We start from the raw sequence: 19,918 nt of genomic DNA on the forward strand, positions 1-19,918 counted from the left end.
TCTACAATCAATGTTCTTCTATCATGCAAACGTTGGCTCCAATAGTATTCAAAAAACTAAGAAATATTTACCCAACTGCGAAGTAACAAAAAAATTTCGTCAATAAACAAACAGGTTGTCTCATGAATCATACAAAAAATGGTACCGTATTTGGTAAGTACAGCCTCCTTAAAGAACTCGGTCGCGGAGGAATGGGGGTTGTATATCTTGCCGAAGATAGAGAGTTAAAGCGGCGATGTGCGCTCAAAGTATTGTTGCAAAACGACAAACGTGCAATAGAACGTTTCATCCGCGAAGCACGTGCTGTTGCGCGCCTCAATCACAACAACATCATCAAAATATATGAAATTGGCAACGCGCCGCGAATCTTTTTTACCATGGAGTACATTGAAGGTGTGCCGCTTACAGAGAAGATTGGCAATATGTCCTACCGTGAATCGTTGTTACTGTTTTACAAAATTTGCGATGGGGTGGCATATGCACACCAGAACAACATTGTCCATCGCGATTTAAAGCCTGGTAACATTGTGATTGACAAACACGGTGAGCCGATTATTCTCGATTTTGGTTTAGCAAAGCACACCGTTCACGATACCGGTATTACCGAAACGGGGCAAATGTTAGGAACTCCCAAATACATGGCTCCCGAGATCGCAAAGGGAAAAGAGGTTGGAGAAAAGGGTGACATCTATTCTCTGGGCGTCATTCTCTATCAAATGCTGACCAATCATGTTCCCTTTGATGGGGAAAATCTATTTGAAATTTTGTTTCAAATCACCACCAATGACATCATTCCACCCTCGCGTCTCAATTTTGCGATCAAAGATAAAGATATTGAAATTGTATGTCTCAAGTGCTTAAAGAAGTCACCCGCCGAGCGAATCGCCAGCGTTGATTTTTTAAAACGTGAAATACAAGCGATTATCGACAACAAGCCCATCCGTACACGACCACCATCAACATTGCAAAAGCTAAAAGCCTGGGGATACAAGAACAAAGCATTATTTGTCATATTATCTGCTTTGTCTGTCATCTCGGTATTTCTAACCGCAAGCCTGATGTTTATTTCACAGAAACGACACCAAGCACTTGTCGAAAGTAGTACTGTCAAGTTAAATAGCTTCGTACGTAACTTGCGTTACCATCGCAAAGAGTGCGAAAACAATATAGCGCTTTTCCACTACCTTGGTAAGGTAAAACAAGAATACCAAGTAATGCAAAAAGAGTTCTTCCATGCAAGCAACGACTCAGCCAAAAAACAAGCGCTTATGGAAGCGATTGCGCAACTTCAACAAAACGACATCTGGAATTTACAAGCACAACTGGACTTTTTTAAATTTAGCGTAATGTTGCACTTGCCACGAAAAAAGACATTACGTGTAGACGTTCCCGAACTCTATAAGGGATACATAGCTAGCGACCTACAACACATTATCTCTATGACGCCTGACAAACTATATTGCTGGAAAAACGACAACAATATCCCGTTTTTCCATATACAAAACAGTCTTTTATCTTTGCCCATCTCAAAAAGTAAATATGACTTTGATCTTTTTTCTCACGACGGGCAAACATTCATTCACGAAGACAACAACGTCAATCTTTACTCAGTAAAGAATCGAAAAAAGTACTTTTTTCACGACAAGACCACAAGTTCGCAACAAATCATCTTTTGCAAAAATAATCGTTTTGTCGCATTTCAAGATGATAGTCGTGGTGAAATTTATTTATACAATTATCGCACATCTAAACTTATTCATACATTCAAAAAACCAGGAAGACAAAAGTCGCGCATATGTTTTTCTCCCAAAGGTAACTTTTTATTTTTACTTTTTGGAGGAGAGACCATCCTTTACAATATTGCCACCCGAAAAGTCATACACAGAGAAAATTCGAACTATTCTATTGATAAAACCTATGCGATTTTTTCCGCCAACGAAAAGAACATTTTTGTTTTTAGCCGTGTTGGTATTCTCAAATTTAATATCGATAACAAAAAGTTTACAAAAGTAAACTCGGGATTTTATCAATCACTACATCACCTACAAATGGATTATGATCAACAGTTTATTATTGGTAGTCGCAATAGTGAAAAGGGGGAAATCCTGTTATTTCGCTCTGAGGAAAGTAAAGATGGAAAGATAGACACCAATATTCGTTTTTACAATGCCCACAAAAGCCACATTACGCATATCAATAGTGATCATCCACATTTTATTGCTGTAAGTAGTATTGATAATCATGTCAGCTTGCACAGCCCCACAAACTTTGCGGCAAAACTTTCACTGCTTTACGATAAGCCGTTACTCGATTTACAATTATCCACAAAAAATCAAGATACACTGGCCGTCCTGACCACGACAAGTTACGATGAATATGTGTTTCCTCCGCGACATAATCTAAGTATCAACGCGAAAACACAAAATTTTATCGAAAAATCCGCAGCGGCTTTTTTCAAATCCAAAGAATCATGGCTTCGTTATCCCATCGTCGGTAACTCACGCGGAGACGTCGTAGTGCTACCACATCATGTTGGATTTTTTGTGTGGAAAAAAAACAATGATACCTATACTTTTTCTGAAAACATCAAATTAATACAACCGAGAGTTTTCGAAATCGTTGTCAGCTCTGATGGAAAACAACTCATTGAGTTACGTAAAAATAGCCTTCTCACATTATTCGACACTACGGATATATCAAAATCAAAAAGAATACATATTCCCCATAAATCGAAAGAAAATCAGGTCGAGAGCGTTGCTTTTGCCGATCACGACAAAACGTTGCTTTATAACTTTGGTAAAGACATATACACCTATAACATACAAAAAGGCGTATCAAAAAAATACATAGCTTTTCGCATGATATTCGCGAATTGCGTAACAAGGGTTCATATACAGTGGTGGGTATGAAAAATGGTTGCCTTGGATTAATAAAAAGGCAAAATGGCCGTACCGTAAGTGCGGTAGAGTCGGAAGTCAAATTACAAGGCATCATAGTAAAAATGGCTATACACAATAAAGGTGACACCCCCATCATCGCCACTGTTGATGACCAGGGGCAACTTCTTGTGAGAAGATTTGATGGCAACTTCCAAAGCATATTGCGTAAAAAATGCCACCGTAAAGTTTCCCAACTTACATTCTCTCCTAATGGAAACTATCTAGCGGTTTTTATGAAAAACCAAATCCTACTCTACAATATAAATCGCAGTGAATACTATCGACACAATGAGGGAATTCCATTACATCTTAGTTATGATAGCTCCGAAGCCACCTCCTTCAGCCCAAACTGGGAAAAGATATACGTACCCAACAAAGACGGTGTCCAAATATTTGACCAATCCCATTTTTTCTCCGCGACGCAATTTGAAAAAAAGGTGACGGAAAACCAAGCATTATTCCGCAACGAATCGCAACAATTATGGCCACTACAATTTATAAAGCTTGTAGAGAATATTTTGAAAATGCACCAAAAGTGATGTATTTACCATCGTCTGGGCATCGCACACTGGCATACCTCAATACGTAAACGATATCCACAAAGTAAATCAAAACTCAAACCAAAAAATTCGGGCTCGGGCTCGCAAGCGGGACGGGCTATCTGAAAATACTTTTACAAAAAAAATAAAAACAGCGTAATTTTTTTTCGAGTCGTGCGTTCTGTTTTACAAGGCAATCAATTTTGCCTGTAAATTTCTTATGACTATTTGAAGGTTCTTTTATGGATGATTGGTTGATTGAATTGGCGGTCTTGGGCGATGAAGATGCCTTTGCCAAACTTGTGGAAAAGCATCATCGTTTTGTGCTTGGTGTCGCATATCAATTTCTAAAAAACCCGCAGGACGCAGAAGACGTTGCGCAAGATACTTTTGTAAAGCTATACAATTTTTTACCGCGTTACAAAAAGCAAGGAAAATTTCAAAAATTCCTCTACCGCTTGGTAATCAATGAGTGTATCAGTTTTTCGCGCAAAAAAAATGTACGCAAGAGCACTTCTCTTGAGGCTGATGTCGCTAGTACGGAAAAATTTCCCGACGAAATTTGTGAAGGCAAAGAATTACAGGAAATTTTGTCATCGGCAGCGCAGCAACTTCCAGAGAAACAAAAGCAGGCATTTTTATTAAAAACGTACGGAGACTACTCCTATGAAGAAATGGGTGAAATACTTGGATGTTCGGAAACATCTGTGGGAGCACTCATTTTTCGCGCCCGTAAAGCTTTATCGAGCAAACTACGCAGTATATTAAAGTAAGGAATACAACTATGAATTGCGAAGAATACCAAAAGTCGCTTTCTCTTCTAATTGATGGTGAAATTTCTCCTGATGACGCAGAGAAACTACAACAGCACTTACAACAGTGCGATCACTGTACGGAAGTACAAACTACTTTCTCGCAACTAGAAGATCTGTATCGTAAACCTAACTATCCATTCGACTCTTCTCACTTTGTGGGTAATGTAATGCGCAAAGTCCGTCCAAATCGCAGTGGTATATACAGGAAAGTCGCGGCGGCCATACTGATCATTACTGCAGGAATCGTAGGCGCTACCATTACCTATTTTTTCGTGTCGCCAAAACATGTGTCTCATGAACAACCTCTAGCAACACTGACACAATATTCCCTAAAAGAAAACCCTTGGAAACTGCTACGAGAAGGAATCTCTTGCAAGATGCAAAGTCCGACAAAAGCAAAATATCTTTTTGTCGAGGCGCGAAATCGTACCGAAGATAGCCAGGTTTTTGATGCGGCCTCCTATCAATTGGCGGTGATATCATACTACAAAGAAAACAAAGCTCTACATGCTTTATCGCAATTATGTGAATTGGCGCAAAGTATTGAAACAAATGCAAATCTCCATTCACCTTACGTAGCAATGGGGCTCCATTTAGCCAAAGAAATTTACTTGTCTTTACCTTTAAAAGATATTCTTAGACCCGTCGCTAGACAAGTCATTCAAAAATATAAGTACTTGTCTGCTGAAAACAATAAAGAACAACCGGTGATTATGATTGGAGACCCATATGAAAATTAAATGGCTCATATTTATATTTTTCAGTACATTTTTATGCGCAGAGTACTTCTATGACAACACCATTGTACCATGGAATGTTCGCCGCGAAATGGAACGCGTTTTACACAAAACACCACAGAATGCGCCACAAAAACTAGCAACTTTACTAGAACAGACTACAGACATATTTGTAAAGAATCGTATTGCGGCCACCAAAGCCATTTCTGAACTCGGCATTGTAAATGATAAAGTCATCAACGCTCTCATCATTCGCTTGGAAAATAATCCCAGTGAAGGCGTCAAAAAGTGGACAGCGTTGGCGTTTGGTAACCTGGGAATCAAAACCCCGCGTACAACAGAACATCTAAAAAAATTGGCCAAAGACCCCAGTCATCATGTGCGTCATGCCGCAGCGATGGCATTGGCGGAACTCCAAGAACAGGAAGTTATTCTTGGCCTAATGAAAAGTCACGACCCCACAGATCGCGAAGTCGCAGCACGTAGCTTTGTCTACATGGGAAGAAAAGCACAAAAGTTCTTAACCCATATCGCGAAATTGAGTCGCGATGAAAATGTTCATGTGCAGCGCGAAGCGATGTGGGCGCTCAATAATATTTCCCAGTACACAAATATTTGCGACAAAATAAAAACAACGATAGAAAAAGCACAAAGTGTACAAAGAAAAGAGCGAGAAGCGGCATTTGAGAAGCTTTTTCTTTTGGGAAGCGGAGCAATTCCGGTAATCTTAGAACTGGCATCTCATCAAAATAAACAAGTGCGACAAAAAGCCATCGACATCATTGCTCAAGTACAACAAAAGCAACAAAAAATAATATGGGAAGAACAACAACGTTTACAAGATTACATCAAATCACAGTTGGGAAATTACAAACTGACCACCACTTTCGTGGGGGAAAAGCAACTTAAAACAGGTAATGCCTATAAATACAAGCTCGTGATAGAAAATCAAGGCCCTGATGTGGCTCATGATGTATTGGTGCGTATTAACCTGCCAAACAACCTCTATTTTCGCGGCAGAACAAGTACAGAGACACGTTGGGAAATTGGTAGTTTGGCCGCCAAGACACCGCGGACCTACTCATTTACGGTGGTTCCAGTATTACCAGGAAAGCAAAAAATAAGCATCTCAACAAACAGTGCGACAAATAACAAAAAACACTACACGCACCCCATTGTTGTTTCAAAAGCTCCGCAACAAAATCGAAAAGATTTTGCGATGGAAATCATTGGTGAGCGAAGTATGCAAATGCACGATACGGCAACCTACCGTATCGCAGTAAAGAACTTGCGTAGCGAAACGAAAAAAAATCTACAATTGCACATTATATTACCGTTTCATTGTCGCGAAGGCAAAAAACGCAACGGTAGTTATACAGAATATGAAATTCTCGAGTTACAAGCGGAGCAGATTTACCAAAAAACAATACACTTAACCGGAAATTTTCCCGGTGAAGGTGCCCTTAAGGTAGTCCTAATTGATGAAAAGTACGTTCAGCAACAGACAAAAGCAGTCGAAGTCATCGGGCAAACGTTATACAAAGAGGTACTTGCCGCGCAAAATCCAATGGGGATAGATATAAAGTTCGCGATCAATAAAACAAAGTATGTCGTAAACGAAAATTTTCGTTGCAGTGTTTCACTACACAACAAAACCGACAAAACGATCGAGAATTTTGATCTTAATGTAACGTTTCCTAAAAATATAAATCCGAATAATCGCGGTGCTGGACCACGCATTTTTTTATGGCCCGACATCAGTCTTGCTCCAAATAGCACCAAAAATGTGTACGTGGATTGCGAAATGCTGGAGGAGGGAGAAGCGGCGTTTAAGGTATTCTTGGAGAAAAACAACAAAGAGGTGTTTCATTTTTTCAAAAAAATAATGATTGAGAAATAGATGCTAGGTGTGCGATGCCCCTACATCGGTGCGCATCGCACACCAGCATATACCTGTACGTATTAACCCGAACCAAAGTTGCGTTTTTTCTCTCACAAAGTGCTATACGTAAACTCCCCCTGTGGGGAGTAATCGGCGAAGCCGATTGTGGGGGCATCGCACACCAGTATATACCTACACTTCACCAAATTGAGCCACCAAGTTCGCGTGAAGAGCCATACCGTATTTCATGCAGCTCTCATCGATGTCAAACTCCGGGTGATGCCACGCCTTTGTTCCGACGTTATCTGCCGTATTTCCCGATCCTAGAGCGATAAAACACCCAGGTATTTCTCGCGTATAGTACGTAAAATCTTCCCCACCAAGAAACGATGTATATGGATAGTGGATGTTTTCTTTCGTCACAGCACTTTCCGCGGCACGCAATGCCTTTACGACACACTCCTCGTGGTTATAGGTAACCGGGTAACCTTCTTGGTAGTCAAATCGGTATGTGGCACCGTGTGATTCGGTGATACCGCGTAGCATTTTTTCCATTTGAGTGCGAATAATGCTTTGTACATTTGGATCTAGAGTACGCGCCGTACCTTTAATTACCGCACTTGTGGGAATAATGTTAAAAGCAGAACCGCTATTAATTTGCGTGACGCTAATCACAGCGGCATCGAAAGGATTGATATTGCGCGCGACGATGGATTGCAGCATCGTCACATACTGACACGCAATCACGATAGGATCTACCGAATAATGTGGTGTTGCAGCATGGCTGCCTGTTCCCATAATTTCAATTGTGAAATCATCGGGTTGTCCCATAAAAGCTCCAGGAGTGATTGCCATCGTCCCCACTTCGGCAATGGGCCATACGTGCAAACCGTATATTTCATCAACCCCCTCCAAAGCGCCTTCGGCGATCATGCGCGAAGCACCTCCGGGGTATTTTTCCTCACAGGGTTGAAAGATAAAGCGCACGTTGCATGGTAAATTTTCACGCATCTCGCACAAAATTCGTGCAGCCCCAATCAACATCGCGCAGTGAGCGTCGTGACCACACATATGCGCCTTACCATCTATGGTGGATTTGTAGGGAACATCGTTCATTTCTTGAATAGGAAGGGCATCCATATCCGCACGTAGCGCAACACGGCGCTGCGCATTTTTAATTTCTAAATCTGCGACGATTCCGTGTTGTGCTATGCCTGTACGTATTTGTAGAGGAAGTTTTTCCAGTTCTTTAACAATAACACTTGCAGTGCGAGGTAAATCAAACTCTACCTCGGGGTACATGTGAATATCGCGGCGAATTTTAACAATATCTTGGTAGTTTTTTTCACATAATTCCCATATTTTTTGTTTCATGACTGGTTATCTGCTCCATTCAAATCGTTCGTTGTGGTTACCAAAAGAATCGGTAGCCATTCCTTCATCAACGGTTAGGAAATCAATTTTGTCTTTAATCGGTAATGTAGTGCGGAACACACCTTTTTGGCCTTTTACCGCTTTGGCGACAAATAATTTCTTGGTACCATTTATGGTAAATTGAATTTGTCCGTTATCGACATACTCTTGACGATGATGTAAATCATCTTTAGTCGCTTTCGGGTACTTCATGCGAAATGTGACACCTGTTGCGGAAACATTACAATTACTGATGCGTAATTTTGTGCTCGGCTGCAATGTAAACTCGCGACTTTCTCCAGAGTATGATTTAATTTCACCACTGAGACCATTTTTATAATAGCCGCTGTGTAAAATGCGATACGTTCCTTGCGGCATATCTCCAGGAATATCCCACATAACGGTAATTTCCGAAGCCGAAATTCCCGAACGCTTCCACATAAAAGCGGTATCTAAATCATAATCGTAACGAACATCTTCCCAACCCTCATCGCTTTTACGTTGTATGGTAAGGAATGTCGGAAAATCGCGTGGTGCATTTTTCGGATGCGCACCCCAAAATTTGACTTTTAGAACAGATAGACGCTCTACTTGCTGTGGTGCATCTTTTTTCACATCGCCAAACTCGCCAAGAAGAGGTGGTGTATCGAAAATAACCCCTGGTTGAATTTCAATTTGCTTGCCTGTAAGATCTCTCGGAGAAGGACCTTTAGGTGCACCTTTGCCAGAAGTAATGGCTTCGGCGAGTACCTTAAATTGTTGGCGAAACGCCGCTAGGGTCCATTGCCCGAAGTGTGTGGAAGCACCTTCGTAGTGTTGCTCATTGTATTCTTCACGTGTGGTGACATATCCGGCATATGTATTGGCAGGTCCTGTAATAATGATGTGCTCTACACCGCGTTGTTGTAAAAGAGGTCGAACAGTGTCTTGTACACGACGTCCAGCATGAGTGGTGAATTCACCAGGAACAGCAAGAATGGCTACTTTGCCCAGAACAAACATCTGTACAGGTAAAACCTCAGGTGTCCATGGATAAGGCTTCATTTTTCCCGTTTCAAGAAAAATGGGTTTTAGACCATGAACTTCATCATAATGACCTTTCAAATCCCCCTCTTTAATATAAGGAATCTTACTTGGACCATCTTCAGCACCCGCAGCAAAAGCAATACCTAGAGCGGCATAACCTGTTTTGCGTTCTTTGCCATCGGTAAATTCAGGGGCCACTGTCATTTTGGAATAGTCCGCAAAGTTATGGCTGTAGTCAAGAGAATTTGTCGCCAACTCTTCTGTGGCATTGTGATACAAATCCCAAGCGGCTTCGAATTGTTTTTCTCCTGAAATGTGCGTACTGGCGAAGTCGTTAATTCCACCACCATTTTCTCCACCATGTATATTTGGACTCACGTCCCCCAATGTAGAGTTGGCAAATATGGAAATAAATGTGTCTTTTGTACGATAGTCGCTGTCTTTTTTCACATCAAATTTTCTTTGCGCCCAACCTTTGTTGTCGCCATTGATGAGTTTGTTTTGGTTTCCCATGGAAGTGGCATGAACAGCAAACCAACTCAGTAAACCCATTTCACGACCATCGGGGCGTTCAAAACGCAGTAATGTCATGGACTTATCATATGGCTCGTGTAAATTGGCATCGATGTTGGCATTGTAAGCTTCGATCGAACGGTTGATCACCGTATTTTCCAAATTACCACGTGCTATTTTTATTTTTGCTGGTGCAACATTGTCATGGGCTTTTTCGATTGCTTTACAAATACCATATACAACGGTATCAAAATTCTTTTTCGAAAAACCAAGAATGGTAATGTTGTAAAGTGCATAGTGTGAAAAGCCACCCGGACCACTATGAGTGTGTGTGGCGACAAGCATCACATTGTCGTTGGTGTACATGTTGCCATAAGTTTTTTGCAGCTTTTCGACAACCTTCATCTTCACCGCTTGCATGATCATAGCGACGTCGACATTGACAAACACAACGCGCTTGCCGTTCACGTCTTGGATCACGAAAGCTCGCGCCCACAAACGATGATGAATACCGCTTGTTTGCTGATCAACATTTGCATATCCCATCATTCCCACTTCCGCAGCGGGACCTGTAACATCATGAATACCCATACCTACTTCAAAGTGGTCGGCACTCACCATTTGTGCCATCATAACGATGGCACAGATAATGCTTAAAAATTTTGTCATCTTTACCTCCCCAATGACAAAGAGTCTCTGGAACTACAAAACAAAATGGTTTTGGAGACGGCCATTATGTTTTTTGCACATTTTTCATTCGACCTCAGTTGTTTTGTCGTGTGCTCTAGTAAGATATCATAACCAATAACCAGTTTTTCGCAAGAATATTTTCACTTGTAGGAGTGACCATGGACGCTGTTATGATTATGGGATTATCTACGATAAATGGCATTGGGCGCAGGAAAATAATGCGCTTGTTGTCGCTGGTAAACCACCATAAAAAGCTCATTTCTTTAGATTACGATGCTGTACAAAAAATTCTTAGTCGAGAACTATGGCAAAAAGTCCGTTCTTTATCGTGGGATCGATTTGCGGAGCAGTACGAAAAGTCACCTTATGCCATTATCACATTAGAAGACAAAAACTATCCGTCACAATTGCGAAATACGATGGATCCCCCATTGTTGTTATACGTGCACGGTGAAATTCCTATGGGCAATGCGATCGCCATCGTCGGAACACGCAAAGCGTCGGCATACGGCAAAAAACAAGCGCGAATATTTGCCGAAGAGTTATCAAGTCGCGGTATTGTAATTATATCCGGCCTAGCCACGGGTATAGATGCCGCAGCACATAACGGTGCCGTTACTAGAGGGCGAACAGTCGCTGTGTTAGGTAGTGGAATCGAACGTATTTACCCTTCGCACCATCGATATTTGGCAAATACAATTAGTGAAAACGGTGCTTGCATCTCCGAGTACGCTCCGCAAGCACCGGCTCTAGCGCACCACTTTCCCGAACGCAATCGCATTGTCGCGGGCCTAGTAGCAGGTATTATTGTTATTGAAGCCCCACAGAAAAGTGGGGCACTTATCACCGCCAACATCGGAGTGGAAAATGGTCGCGACATTTTTGTTGTTCCTGGGATGATAGGCGATGATCAATACTTGGGTGGACACAAACTGATACAAAGTGGCGCAAAACTAGTGACAAGTGTGGAAGATGTCTTAGAGGAATATCCACAGTGGCAAATGACAAATGATGTACAACAAATACATTTGAGCAAGATTCAATATAAAATATGGAACGTGCTCAGTGATACGCCACAAAGTATCGACGACATTAGCAACACCACGCAGTTACCTATAGACAAAGTGATGTCAGAGTTGATGGAAATGCGCATCGAGGGAATTGTGGTGTGTAGCCACTTTCACTACTACCGCAGTCGCGGTATTGTTTGTTGTGATAATTAGGGCTTGGTGGGATGGGGATTCGCTTTTATATTGGTGCCCTTCGGGTAAGGTTCATTTTCATATTGGTGTTCTTCGGATGAGGGATTCGTTTTCCGATTGGTGCCCTCACCATCGGCTTTGTAGATTTCAGCTTCGCTGAAAGCAACAAGCCGCATGCCTCTCCCACGGGAGAGGCGTAACACGTCTGAGTTGTTTCCATTCGTTTTCTTTAGTGCTATCACAGGTACAACATCAATCAAAGAGTGTATTACATCACTACTTTTGTCTCGCAACTCAAGCGAATTTTGTTTTTAACAAAAGAGAAGCATTACACCTCTCCCTGTAGGAGAGGTATGAAAACATTATATTTCCGCGCAGCGGAAATCTGCTGTTTGATGGTGAGGGCACCAATCGGAAAACGAATCCCACACCAATCCCGAAAACTACTTCCTAATTTCAATTTCGTCCAATAACTTACCGTTGATATCTCGTGCGCGGTACAATAAACGATGTTCATCTACCTCGATATCTAAGACTTGGTATGTAGATGTGTCCATAAAGCCCACTTCCCTGTAGTACAACTCAGGAGACTGTCGATACATCTTTACCCCCGAAACAGAGACCACATAGTACGTGCCGTCTTTCGCGGTTTTGACTCTCTTTTCAGCAAACATGGGGTACGTCCGTAAATAAGAATGGTCATGACCTTGCAGGGCCATATCTACGTGATATTTATCAAATAGAGGCGTCCACAGATTGCGTATTTTTTTGTTATCGCGCCCTATCGCAGAGGAATACGCGGGGTGGTGGTATACAACGATTTTCCAGGTGGCGTTGCTTGTCTTTAGTTGCTCCTCCAACCACGCCACTTGCGTTTCAGGATCTACGTTGGTATCTAGCACAATAAATAGCGTATTGCTATACGTAAATGAATAAGCGCGTTCTTTTTCTATGGTTTGCGGGCCGTTTTCAAATAGGGTAAATAATTGTAAATACAGCCACGGTCCACTATTTCCATAGTCTTCGTGATTACCAATCGCCGGAACCAACGTTTTGCGATCATAGATATTTTTGCAGTTGAAGAAAAAATGGTCCCAGTCCCAACGTTCATCACCGCGATTGATCAGGTCACCGGCCATAATATAAAAGTCGGCGTCTGGCCGTTCTTCAAAAGCTTTTTTTAACAATTTCCCCCAAAAATCTAACCCATTTTGCGCATCGCCCATGTATACGAACGAGAACGGCTTCACTTTGCTCGGGGCTGTTGTAAATTGTGCGACACCACTCCAATTGCTCTCGTTACCATTTCCCACTTTGTACATATACGTTGTATCTGGCTGCAAATTCTTTAACGTCGCCGTATGCCGCAAACAAACAGGATCATTGACAATATATTTCGTGGTTAGGGTGTTTGTTTTTGCGGGAGTATGAATAATTTTCTCGGTGTCTTTTTTCCAGTAAGCGACAACACCTTTACTTACTTTGGTATTTGTGCGCCACTGAATTGTCTGTGTCGTTTTGGGATCGTCACTCCAAGTGAGTACAATTTGATCTGGTTTTTCTGTGGAAGGGAAGTGTGTCTTACTAAAGACATTTACCAAGCGCCCCACTTTTCTCCAAGATTTCGATGCCTGAATAAGAGTCAGTCCATTTAGAGCCTGAGGAATTTCTTCGACAAAGTCATCATTGTCGTCAACATAAGCCAGTGCACTTTTTTGCAGAGTAGTCACACGGCATTGCCCAGGGTACAAATCTTTTACCTGAATTTTGTCACCTGCGTTTTGTGGTTTTAAAGCGATAAGATATTGGTCCACTTTCCTTTCGACGGAGTTGACCCCTAATTCAATTTTCCCTGCCGGAAAAGACTTTACCCATACATCAAAATCGCGGCCATCGACTTTTGCGTCAAGTGGTGTCAGTGTAAAATTCCTTTCGCCAAGCCAATAGGGTTTCGTATGCGACACATTCACCGTCTTTAGACGTTGATCTCGTAAAATGTAAACATCGACAGGTACATTCACGTGGAATTGTACTAACTTATGGCCTAAGACATGTGCTTCTTTGTCACTCAAAAATTTACGCACTTTTCTGGCATTTAAATTTAATATTTCCTCTACAGACAACTCTTTTAACATGCGCTCTTTGATATTGGTAAGAGCATCGTGCACAGATTCTCCATTGTGGCAATGGGTATTTTGCACAACAAATAAAAAGAGAATTAAAACAAAAAAGTAATTTTGCATACAATAGCTTCCTAAAGAAAAAAGCCCTGCATTTTCTATACAGGGCTTCTATCATCATAACTTATTTTAATACACCACTCACTACCGGAAATACACCTCAACAATGCCCCCAAGTGCAAAATTTTTCTTTATTCGTATTTGAATATTTTCTTTTGGGAGCTTGTCAATGGCATAAAGTGCCAATAAGAAGTGATACTTAGGACGATGTTTTGCGCGTCTCCACCATTCTTGGTATTCTTTGATTACTTGAGAAATTTGTTGTTCTTCATTTTCTAATTTCTTGAGTGGCGCTAGTTTTTCCTCGATTTCATTTATATTATTTTTGATTTCTTCGCGTTTGTCTTCTAAACTTCCCAACTCAGGAGAGGCTTCCTGTGCTTTTCTTTCCAGCCGCGGCCTTTCGCGTTTTAGTGAGTCTAACTGTCGCAAATCAGATGCGATTTGGCGTTCTAGTCTTCTTACATCGCGAACAAACTGATCTCTTTCCGCAATAATACCCCGGCGTTGGCGTTCAAAGGAATTTCTTCTATTGATTAACGATATACGTGTTGCGTCATTAACTTCGCGAACAATTTGTCCGTCCAAACGGCGTATAATGGCAATAAGACGTAATTCTTCATCGGCACTACCTCCCACAGAAGATCTGCGCGAATCGATATCAGAGCGTGCATCACTTACTCTATCTTCTAGCGCCTCAATCGCTTCTTCCACCTGCTGTAGCCTTGATTCAGCCTTGCGTTTTGTTTTTGATAACTTCGCAATTGTTTTATCTAAAGTATTCAATGCTTTTTGTTGAATATTTTTACTGGCTATTTCGCGAGATAACCCTGAACGAACATTGGTCAATTTCGCTTTCACCTGCGAACGGCGCAAAGGATTGATTGCATAAATGAGTTCGCGGTGATTGTCGTACATTTTTGCAGGATAGAAGAACCCCATTTGCTTATTGGTAATCTTACGTGAGTTTGCAATTTCTAAACTAGTGGAGTTCACACCTTCATATGTCAAAAAATCTTGCAAAGCCGGAAGGCGTGAAAATTTTTCATATGCTTCGGTTAATGATGAAATTTTAGCAGAACGTTTCGCGTGTTGATTTAACTGTTCATAGTATTTATTGATGATTTCGACTAAATTTTGTTCGGCGAATATTATATTTATTAGACAAAGGGTAAGTAATAGTTTTTTCATGCCCAATCCTTTCGAGTTATTCTCTAAAACCTTGGCAAAACCTAATTGACAACTCACCTTCATTTTGCTACTATGGAGAATATTACAAACTAGCTTTCTCAAACTCTACCAACAAGGGAGGAAGGTGCTATGACAGGGGGAGTAAATGACACAAAATCGGTAGCATATTACCAAAAACTGGAAAATTTTTTGTTGCGTTTCAAAAAGAAAATTGCTCCAAATCACAAAGTAAAATCTACTGGGCGCTTTAAGATGGATGATCGTTATCCAGAATACAAAAACGAAAAAAGTGACAATCCGCCGAAAACAGGTATTGACGTATCCAATGTGGTTGTCAACAAAAAACACGATGGCGAATTTGTGGAAAAATTCAAAAGTTTCTTTTCTTTTTTAAAGAGAATGTTCCATAAAGCTGAATAATTACAATCATACTCATCCACATGTTAATTCTAGACGTACTGCGCGCCTAGAATTAACAACAACTACATCCGCCTGTATGCCCACCTGACACAGCAGGAGCCTTTGCTTCACCAACTTTTCTCCTTGGCAACGACATACCACCGCTAATTACGCGTTTTACTACCGCTTCTCCAGGAGTCTCGCCTAGTTCCATACTAGCCAAATCACACAGTTTTTTCCAAGTGTCTACAGTTTCAGACATTCCATGTCTGACCTCAATTGTTTTTTCATTTTCTTCACAGTAATATTCGTATAAAGGCATAAATTTCTTCCTAAATATAAACAATCATTCGTGCTATAAAATATTGCGAATTGATGACTATACCTTAACAAAGCTACGATATTTATATAATTATAGAAGATGCCACGATAAACAGCAAAGGCTAATTTTGGCGAAAAATGTAGATTTTCCTCTACAACCTAAGCTGCGCGTAAAGAAAATAGTAGAAAAAAGTGAAATAAAAATTTATAATTTGCCAAAAAGCACTACGAATATTGTACAATATATGACACACATTTCAATGATTTGTAAAATATAAAAAACGAATTTTTTTAACATAAGGAGTCGTCATGTCGGAAAATGCTTCTGGTAAAGGAAAGAAAATTGTGTTGTGGGTTTTCTCCATCGTCATTATGCTTTCTGCCTTTTCTTACCAAAAAAGAACTGGGCCAACATACCCTTATCGCGGAAGCTATAAGATAGGTGACACAGAGTATTATCACAAATTAATTCGCAGTGGAGATAGTCAAGAAGATGCGGTTGTTGAACTCAAGGCAGGAGAATACGCGCCATCTCTTTTCTACAAAAGATTTAAAACGCAAGATGAATTCACTCAAGTTTTGATGGAAAAAAAGCAAGAAAATTTTGTGGCATTTTTACCGAAACAACCGGCCGCAGGAAAGTTAGAATACTACCTTATGATGAAAGCCGGTGATACAAAAATACGCATTCCGCAAAATAAAGAGGAAAACATCATCATACGTTTTAAGGACCCGGTTCCTGAATACATACTGATTCCGCACATTCTTTTGATGTTTTTTGCTATGTTAGTCGGTATGCGCGCAGCACTAGGTGCGTTGTTTGCGCCAGACAGCATGCGTGCTTTCGTATGGTTTTCATTTGTATCGATGACAATAGGTGGGATGATCCTTGGTCCTATTGTACAGAAATATGCATTTGGTGAGTACTGGACAGGCTTTCCTTGGGGAGGTGACTGGACAGACAACAAGATGCTTATCATGTGGGTGGCGTGGCTAGCAGCGATCTCCGTTGTCGGTCTCAAAGCGAAATCCAAAGAACTTATGTCGCGCATTGCCGTTATTTTGGCCGCCATCGTAATGACAGCCGTTTATGTAATTCCTCACAGCATTCATGGTAGTGAATTAGACTACAGCAAAGTGGATGCGGGTATGGACCCGGCAAAAGCCATTAAAACAGGTAAATAGATGAACGCTGTACATTGGCATCTCATTGTGGTACACGTTCCTGTAGTAGGGCTATTCTTCACTTTTGCCCTACTCGTTTGTGCACATATTACCAAACAAGAAATCCTATATAAAATAAGCTACAGCTTTGCTATCTGCTGTGCGATATTTGCTGTTTTTGCCTATATTTCTGGACCTCTTGCCTACGAGGCACAAGTCGACCTTGAAAAAAAATACGTTGACCCACATGCTATGCTAGGCAAGATTTCCTTTATGGCAATGATCGTATTGGGTATGATTTCCCTCAGTGCCATTGCACAATATGTGCAACAAGAAAAACCATCTTCTTTACATCGCTATGTAATTTTGTTTATGATTGTTGCACTAATTTACTTACTGTGTTGGACAGCAAACACGGGAGGTGCTATTCGGCATGTTCCCGTTCGCGGAGGAAATATCATTTTTCCCTCTTTAGGAAATTAACTTTATGAAGCGATTTTTTTTATTTAGCATTTGTATTGTTTTCACTTTTGCACAAAGCGATTGGCCACAATGGCGCGGACAACAATTTAACGCCGCAGTTATGGAAAATACGCTACTACAAAACGATAAATCATATACATTAAAAACATTGTGGAAACGCAATCTCGGCTCTGGTTATTCCAGTATCTCTGTTTGGGGTAACTATGCCGTCACCATGTATTCTGATTCCAAAAAAGATTATGTCATTGCTTGCAATGCTCATAGTGGCGAAAATGTATGGCAATATACCATTGGTGATACCTACGTTGGGCATGATGGTTCTCACGATGGTCCTATTTCTACACCTGTTGTAGATCAAGAAAAAGTCTTTGCCTTGGGAGCAAAAGGAGAACTGCTATGCCTTAATCTCACCGATGGCTCTCTATTGTGGAAAAAAAATCTACCTACAGAGCACAAAGCAAACGTACCCTTCTATGGTTTTGGAACTTCTCCCATTGTATCTGAAAATTTAGTCATTGTACAAGCGGGGGCAGAAAAAGGAACCATATCCGCTTTCCACAAGCAAAATGGTGAGCTTGTTTGGACAATGGGAAGTGATTCTGTAAACTACCAATGTCCGACGATGATTACCATGGACAACAAAAACTACTTACTGTGCGGAGGGGACAAACATTTGTATTGTATTCTTCCGGAAAGTGGTGAGGAAGTATGGCGTTATGAACACAACGGTGGCAACTGGTCTACCATGCCAACCGTTGTGAGCAAAAATCCATGGCAAATCTACATTCAATATAGTGGAAACCAAGGAATCTTACTAGAGCTTACCGGAGAGAAAGACAAACCAGTAAAGGAAGTTTGGAAAACCAGAAGCCTAAAAAAATCTTTTTGTCCACCTGTTGTCGTCGGCGAGAGAATTTACGGCTACAGTGGTCGTTTTTTTGGTTGCATCAATGCGAAAAACGGTAAAAAAGTATGGCGATCACGTCAGCCAGGTGATGGTTTTTTACTGGTGGTGAACAATCATTTCGTGGTTGTGACCAAAAATGGGCATCTACACTTAGCAAATGATGCCTCTGGAAAATACACAGATCTACATAGTCTTAAGTTATTCAAAGACTTAGTATGGTCCCCACCAAGTTTTGCCCATAACAAAATTTACGTGCGTAGTTTAGGCGAAATGGCATGTATTTCTATTAGCGACAAAGCGTCTACAGAGCAGAATAAGTCACAAATTGTCTACCCAAAGGTAGAATCTCAGTTCAACGACTTCGTCGAAAAAGTGCGCAATTCTCCTAACAAAAAAGAGCTGATCGATGCCTTTATGAAGGAACAAAAACAATTTCCTATTATGGAAAAAAACTCCATTCATTTTGTGTACCGAGGCGAAGCGCATGATATAGGCTTAGAAGGTGATGTTATTGGATTTCGCATTGACCATCCCATGCAACGAATTCCTGATACAAACTTTTTCTACTACTCGTCTTACATTGAGGAAGACGCTTGTGTCAACTATCGCTTCCTAAAAAATTACGATGAAATTGTTGTCGATCCGCTAAATAAAAATATCGGACAAAATTATTTCGGAAAGTTTTCCGCAGCAAAGATGCCAAAATGGAAACCAGCTTCCGACTTAGAAGGCTCTGACAAAAAAGGTAAACTAGAAAAACACACCTACGAAAGTAAAGAAAATAAAGACAAACGCGAAATAACCGTGTATGTCCCTCATGAATACGATGCAAAAAAATCTTATCCGGTATTGTTTATTCACGATGGAAAATCGGTATTGGAAAGTGGCAAATGGCAAGATACGCTTGATTACCTTATCTCTAAAGGCCTGCCTGCCGCAATTGCTGTCTTTATCCCGCAAAAACACGGAAGAGAATACTCTTTGGAAGCTCCACGCAATCAATACATAAAAATGCTTGTTGAGGAGTGGATTCCTTTCTTAGAAAAAACCTATAGTATAAAAGGCTCACCGCGTTTCAATATTGGTTTTGTCAACGGAGCAACTGTATCGCTGTATGCCACCATGCAAAATCCACAAGTTTTTTCGGGAGCCGCAAGTGTCTCGGCATTCTATTTGACAAAGGAAGAACAAGAACTAAGTTCTCTTATTGCAGAAATCAAAGAACCGCTCAAATTCTATATCAGTTGGGGAAAATACGACCTACGTAGCCCTAACGACGGCTGGAGCCTTATTGATAGTGGAAAAAATGTGGCCGCAGCCATCGCCAAAACCAATAACCATAGTATTTCACATGTTTTTCCCGGTGGATTTAGCTGGGAAAATTGGCGCAATGAAAATGGAAAAATACTCAAACATTTCTTGGGAAAAGGCGATAAACAGTAGTTTACTAGTGTAAA

At 40.9% G+C, this 19,918-nt stretch carries 15 protein-coding genes; 10 read left to right on the forward strand and 5 right to left on the reverse strand.

Annotation, left to right across the window (positions count from 1 at the left end):
* The first annotated feature begins 122 nt into the window (after nucleotides 1–122).
* From UABAM_RS06725 to UABAM_RS06745, 5 genes are all read left to right on the forward strand, one after another.
* Nucleotides 123–2,909, forward strand: a complete 2,787-nt coding sequence (locus UABAM_RS06725) for a WD40 repeat domain-containing serine/threonine protein kinase (protein ID WP_151967240.1) — start codon at nucleotides 123–125, stop codon at nucleotides 2,907–2,909.
* On the forward strand, nucleotides 2,906–3,478 hold the full coding sequence (locus UABAM_RS06730) for a WD40 domain-containing protein (RefSeq protein ID WP_151967241.1): 573 nt from the start codon (nucleotides 2,906–2,908) through the stop codon (nucleotides 3,476–3,478). The genes UABAM_RS06725 and UABAM_RS06730 overlap by 4 nt, the downstream gene beginning before the upstream one ends.
* Before the next feature lie 242 nt (nucleotides 3,479–3,720).
* A complete protein-coding gene (locus UABAM_RS06735) occupies nucleotides 3,721–4,251 on the forward strand; it encodes an RNA polymerase sigma factor (protein ID WP_151967242.1) in 531 nt (176 codons plus the stop codon).
* A gap of 11 nt (nucleotides 4,252–4,262) precedes the next feature.
* The gene (locus UABAM_RS06740; RefSeq protein ID WP_151967243.1) at nucleotides 4,263–5,033 is read left to right on the forward strand and encodes an anti-sigma factor family protein; all 771 of its coding nucleotides are present in this window, start codon (nucleotides 4,263–4,265) and stop codon (nucleotides 5,031–5,033) included.
* Nucleotides 5,023–6,930, forward strand: a complete 1,908-nt coding sequence (locus tag UABAM_RS06745; RefSeq protein ID WP_151967244.1) for a HEAT repeat domain-containing protein — start codon at nucleotides 5,023–5,025, stop codon at nucleotides 6,928–6,930. Before UABAM_RS06740 ends, UABAM_RS06745 begins: the two co-directional genes overlap by 11 nt.
* A gap of 174 nt (nucleotides 6,931–7,104) precedes the next feature.
* On the opposite strand, the gene UABAM_RS06750 is transcribed toward UABAM_RS06745, so the two are convergent.
* Together UABAM_RS06750 and UABAM_RS06755 are read right to left on the reverse strand one after the other, a co-directional pair.
* A complete protein-coding gene (locus UABAM_RS06750; protein WP_151967245.1) occupies nucleotides 7,105–8,286 on the reverse strand; it encodes a M20 metallopeptidase family protein in 1,182 nt (393 codons plus the stop codon).
* A gap of 6 nt (nucleotides 8,287–8,292) precedes the next feature.
* A complete protein-coding gene (locus tag UABAM_RS06755) occupies nucleotides 8,293–10,533 on the reverse strand; it encodes a neutral/alkaline ceramidase (protein ID WP_151967246.1) in 2,241 nt (746 codons plus the stop codon).
* A 179-nt stretch (nucleotides 10,534–10,712) separates the two neighbouring features.
* Here UABAM_RS06755 and dprA point away from each other — a divergent pair, with 179 nt between their 5' ends.
* On the forward strand, nucleotides 10,713–11,777 hold the full coding sequence (gene dprA, locus UABAM_RS06760) for a DNA-processing protein DprA (protein ID WP_151967247.1): 1,065 nt from the start codon (nucleotides 10,713–10,715) through the stop codon (nucleotides 11,775–11,777).
* A 422-nt stretch (nucleotides 11,778–12,199) separates the two neighbouring features.
* Here the strand turns inward: dprA and UABAM_RS06765 are convergent, their stop codons facing one another.
* Together UABAM_RS06765 and UABAM_RS06770 are read right to left on the reverse strand one after the other, a co-directional pair.
* The gene (locus tag UABAM_RS06765; protein ID WP_151967248.1) at nucleotides 12,200–13,999 is read right to left on the reverse strand and encodes a purple acid phosphatase family protein; all 1,800 of its coding nucleotides are present in this window, start codon (nucleotides 13,997–13,999) and stop codon (nucleotides 12,200–12,202) included.
* Nucleotides 14,000–14,080: 81 nt separating this feature from the next.
* Nucleotides 14,081–15,187 carry a coiled-coil domain-containing protein gene (locus UABAM_RS06770; RefSeq protein WP_151967249.1) on the reverse strand — a complete coding sequence of 369 codons (1,107 nt, stop codon included), beginning with the start codon at nucleotides 15,185–15,187 and terminating at the stop codon, nucleotides 14,081–14,083.
* A 129-nt stretch (nucleotides 15,188–15,316) separates the two neighbouring features.
* On the opposite strand from UABAM_RS06770, the gene UABAM_RS06775 reads away from it, so the two are divergent.
* On the forward strand, nucleotides 15,317–15,607 hold the full coding sequence (locus tag UABAM_RS06775) for a hypothetical protein (RefSeq protein ID WP_151967250.1): 291 nt from the start codon (nucleotides 15,317–15,319) through the stop codon (nucleotides 15,605–15,607).
* Nucleotides 15,608–15,659: 52 nt separating this feature from the next.
* Here UABAM_RS06775 and UABAM_RS06780 read toward each other — a convergent pair whose 3' ends face one another.
* Nucleotides 15,660–15,908, reverse strand: coding sequence for a zinc ribbon domain-containing protein (locus UABAM_RS06780; RefSeq protein ID WP_151967251.1), 249 nt, complete (start codon nucleotides 15,906–15,908; stop codon nucleotides 15,660–15,662).
* A gap of 308 nt (nucleotides 15,909–16,216) precedes the next feature.
* Between UABAM_RS06780 and UABAM_RS06785 the strand changes: the two genes are divergently transcribed.
* Genes UABAM_RS06785 through UABAM_RS06795 form a run of 3 tightly spaced genes read left to right on the forward strand, consistent with a single transcriptional unit; the run spans nucleotide 16,217 to nucleotide 19,904 of the window.
* Entirely contained in the window at nucleotides 16,217–17,092 is an 876-nt protein-coding gene (locus tag UABAM_RS06785; RefSeq protein ID WP_151967252.1) for a hypothetical protein, read from the forward strand.
* The gene (locus UABAM_RS06790) at nucleotides 17,093–17,554 is read left to right on the forward strand and encodes a hypothetical protein (protein ID WP_151967253.1); all 462 of its coding nucleotides are present in this window, start codon (nucleotides 17,093–17,095) and stop codon (nucleotides 17,552–17,554) included.
* Between the two features lie 4 nt (nucleotides 17,555–17,558).
* Entirely contained in the window at nucleotides 17,559–19,904 is a 2,346-nt protein-coding gene (locus UABAM_RS06795; RefSeq protein WP_151967254.1) for an outer membrane protein assembly factor BamB family protein, read from the forward strand.
* Nucleotides 19,905–19,918: the final 14 nt, after the last annotated feature.

Source organism: Candidatus Uabimicrobium amorphum, assembly GCF_009002475.1.
Taxonomy (GTDB): domain Bacteria; phylum Planctomycetota; class Uabimicrobiia; order Uabimicrobiales; family Uabimicrobiaceae; genus Uabimicrobium; species Uabimicrobium amorphum.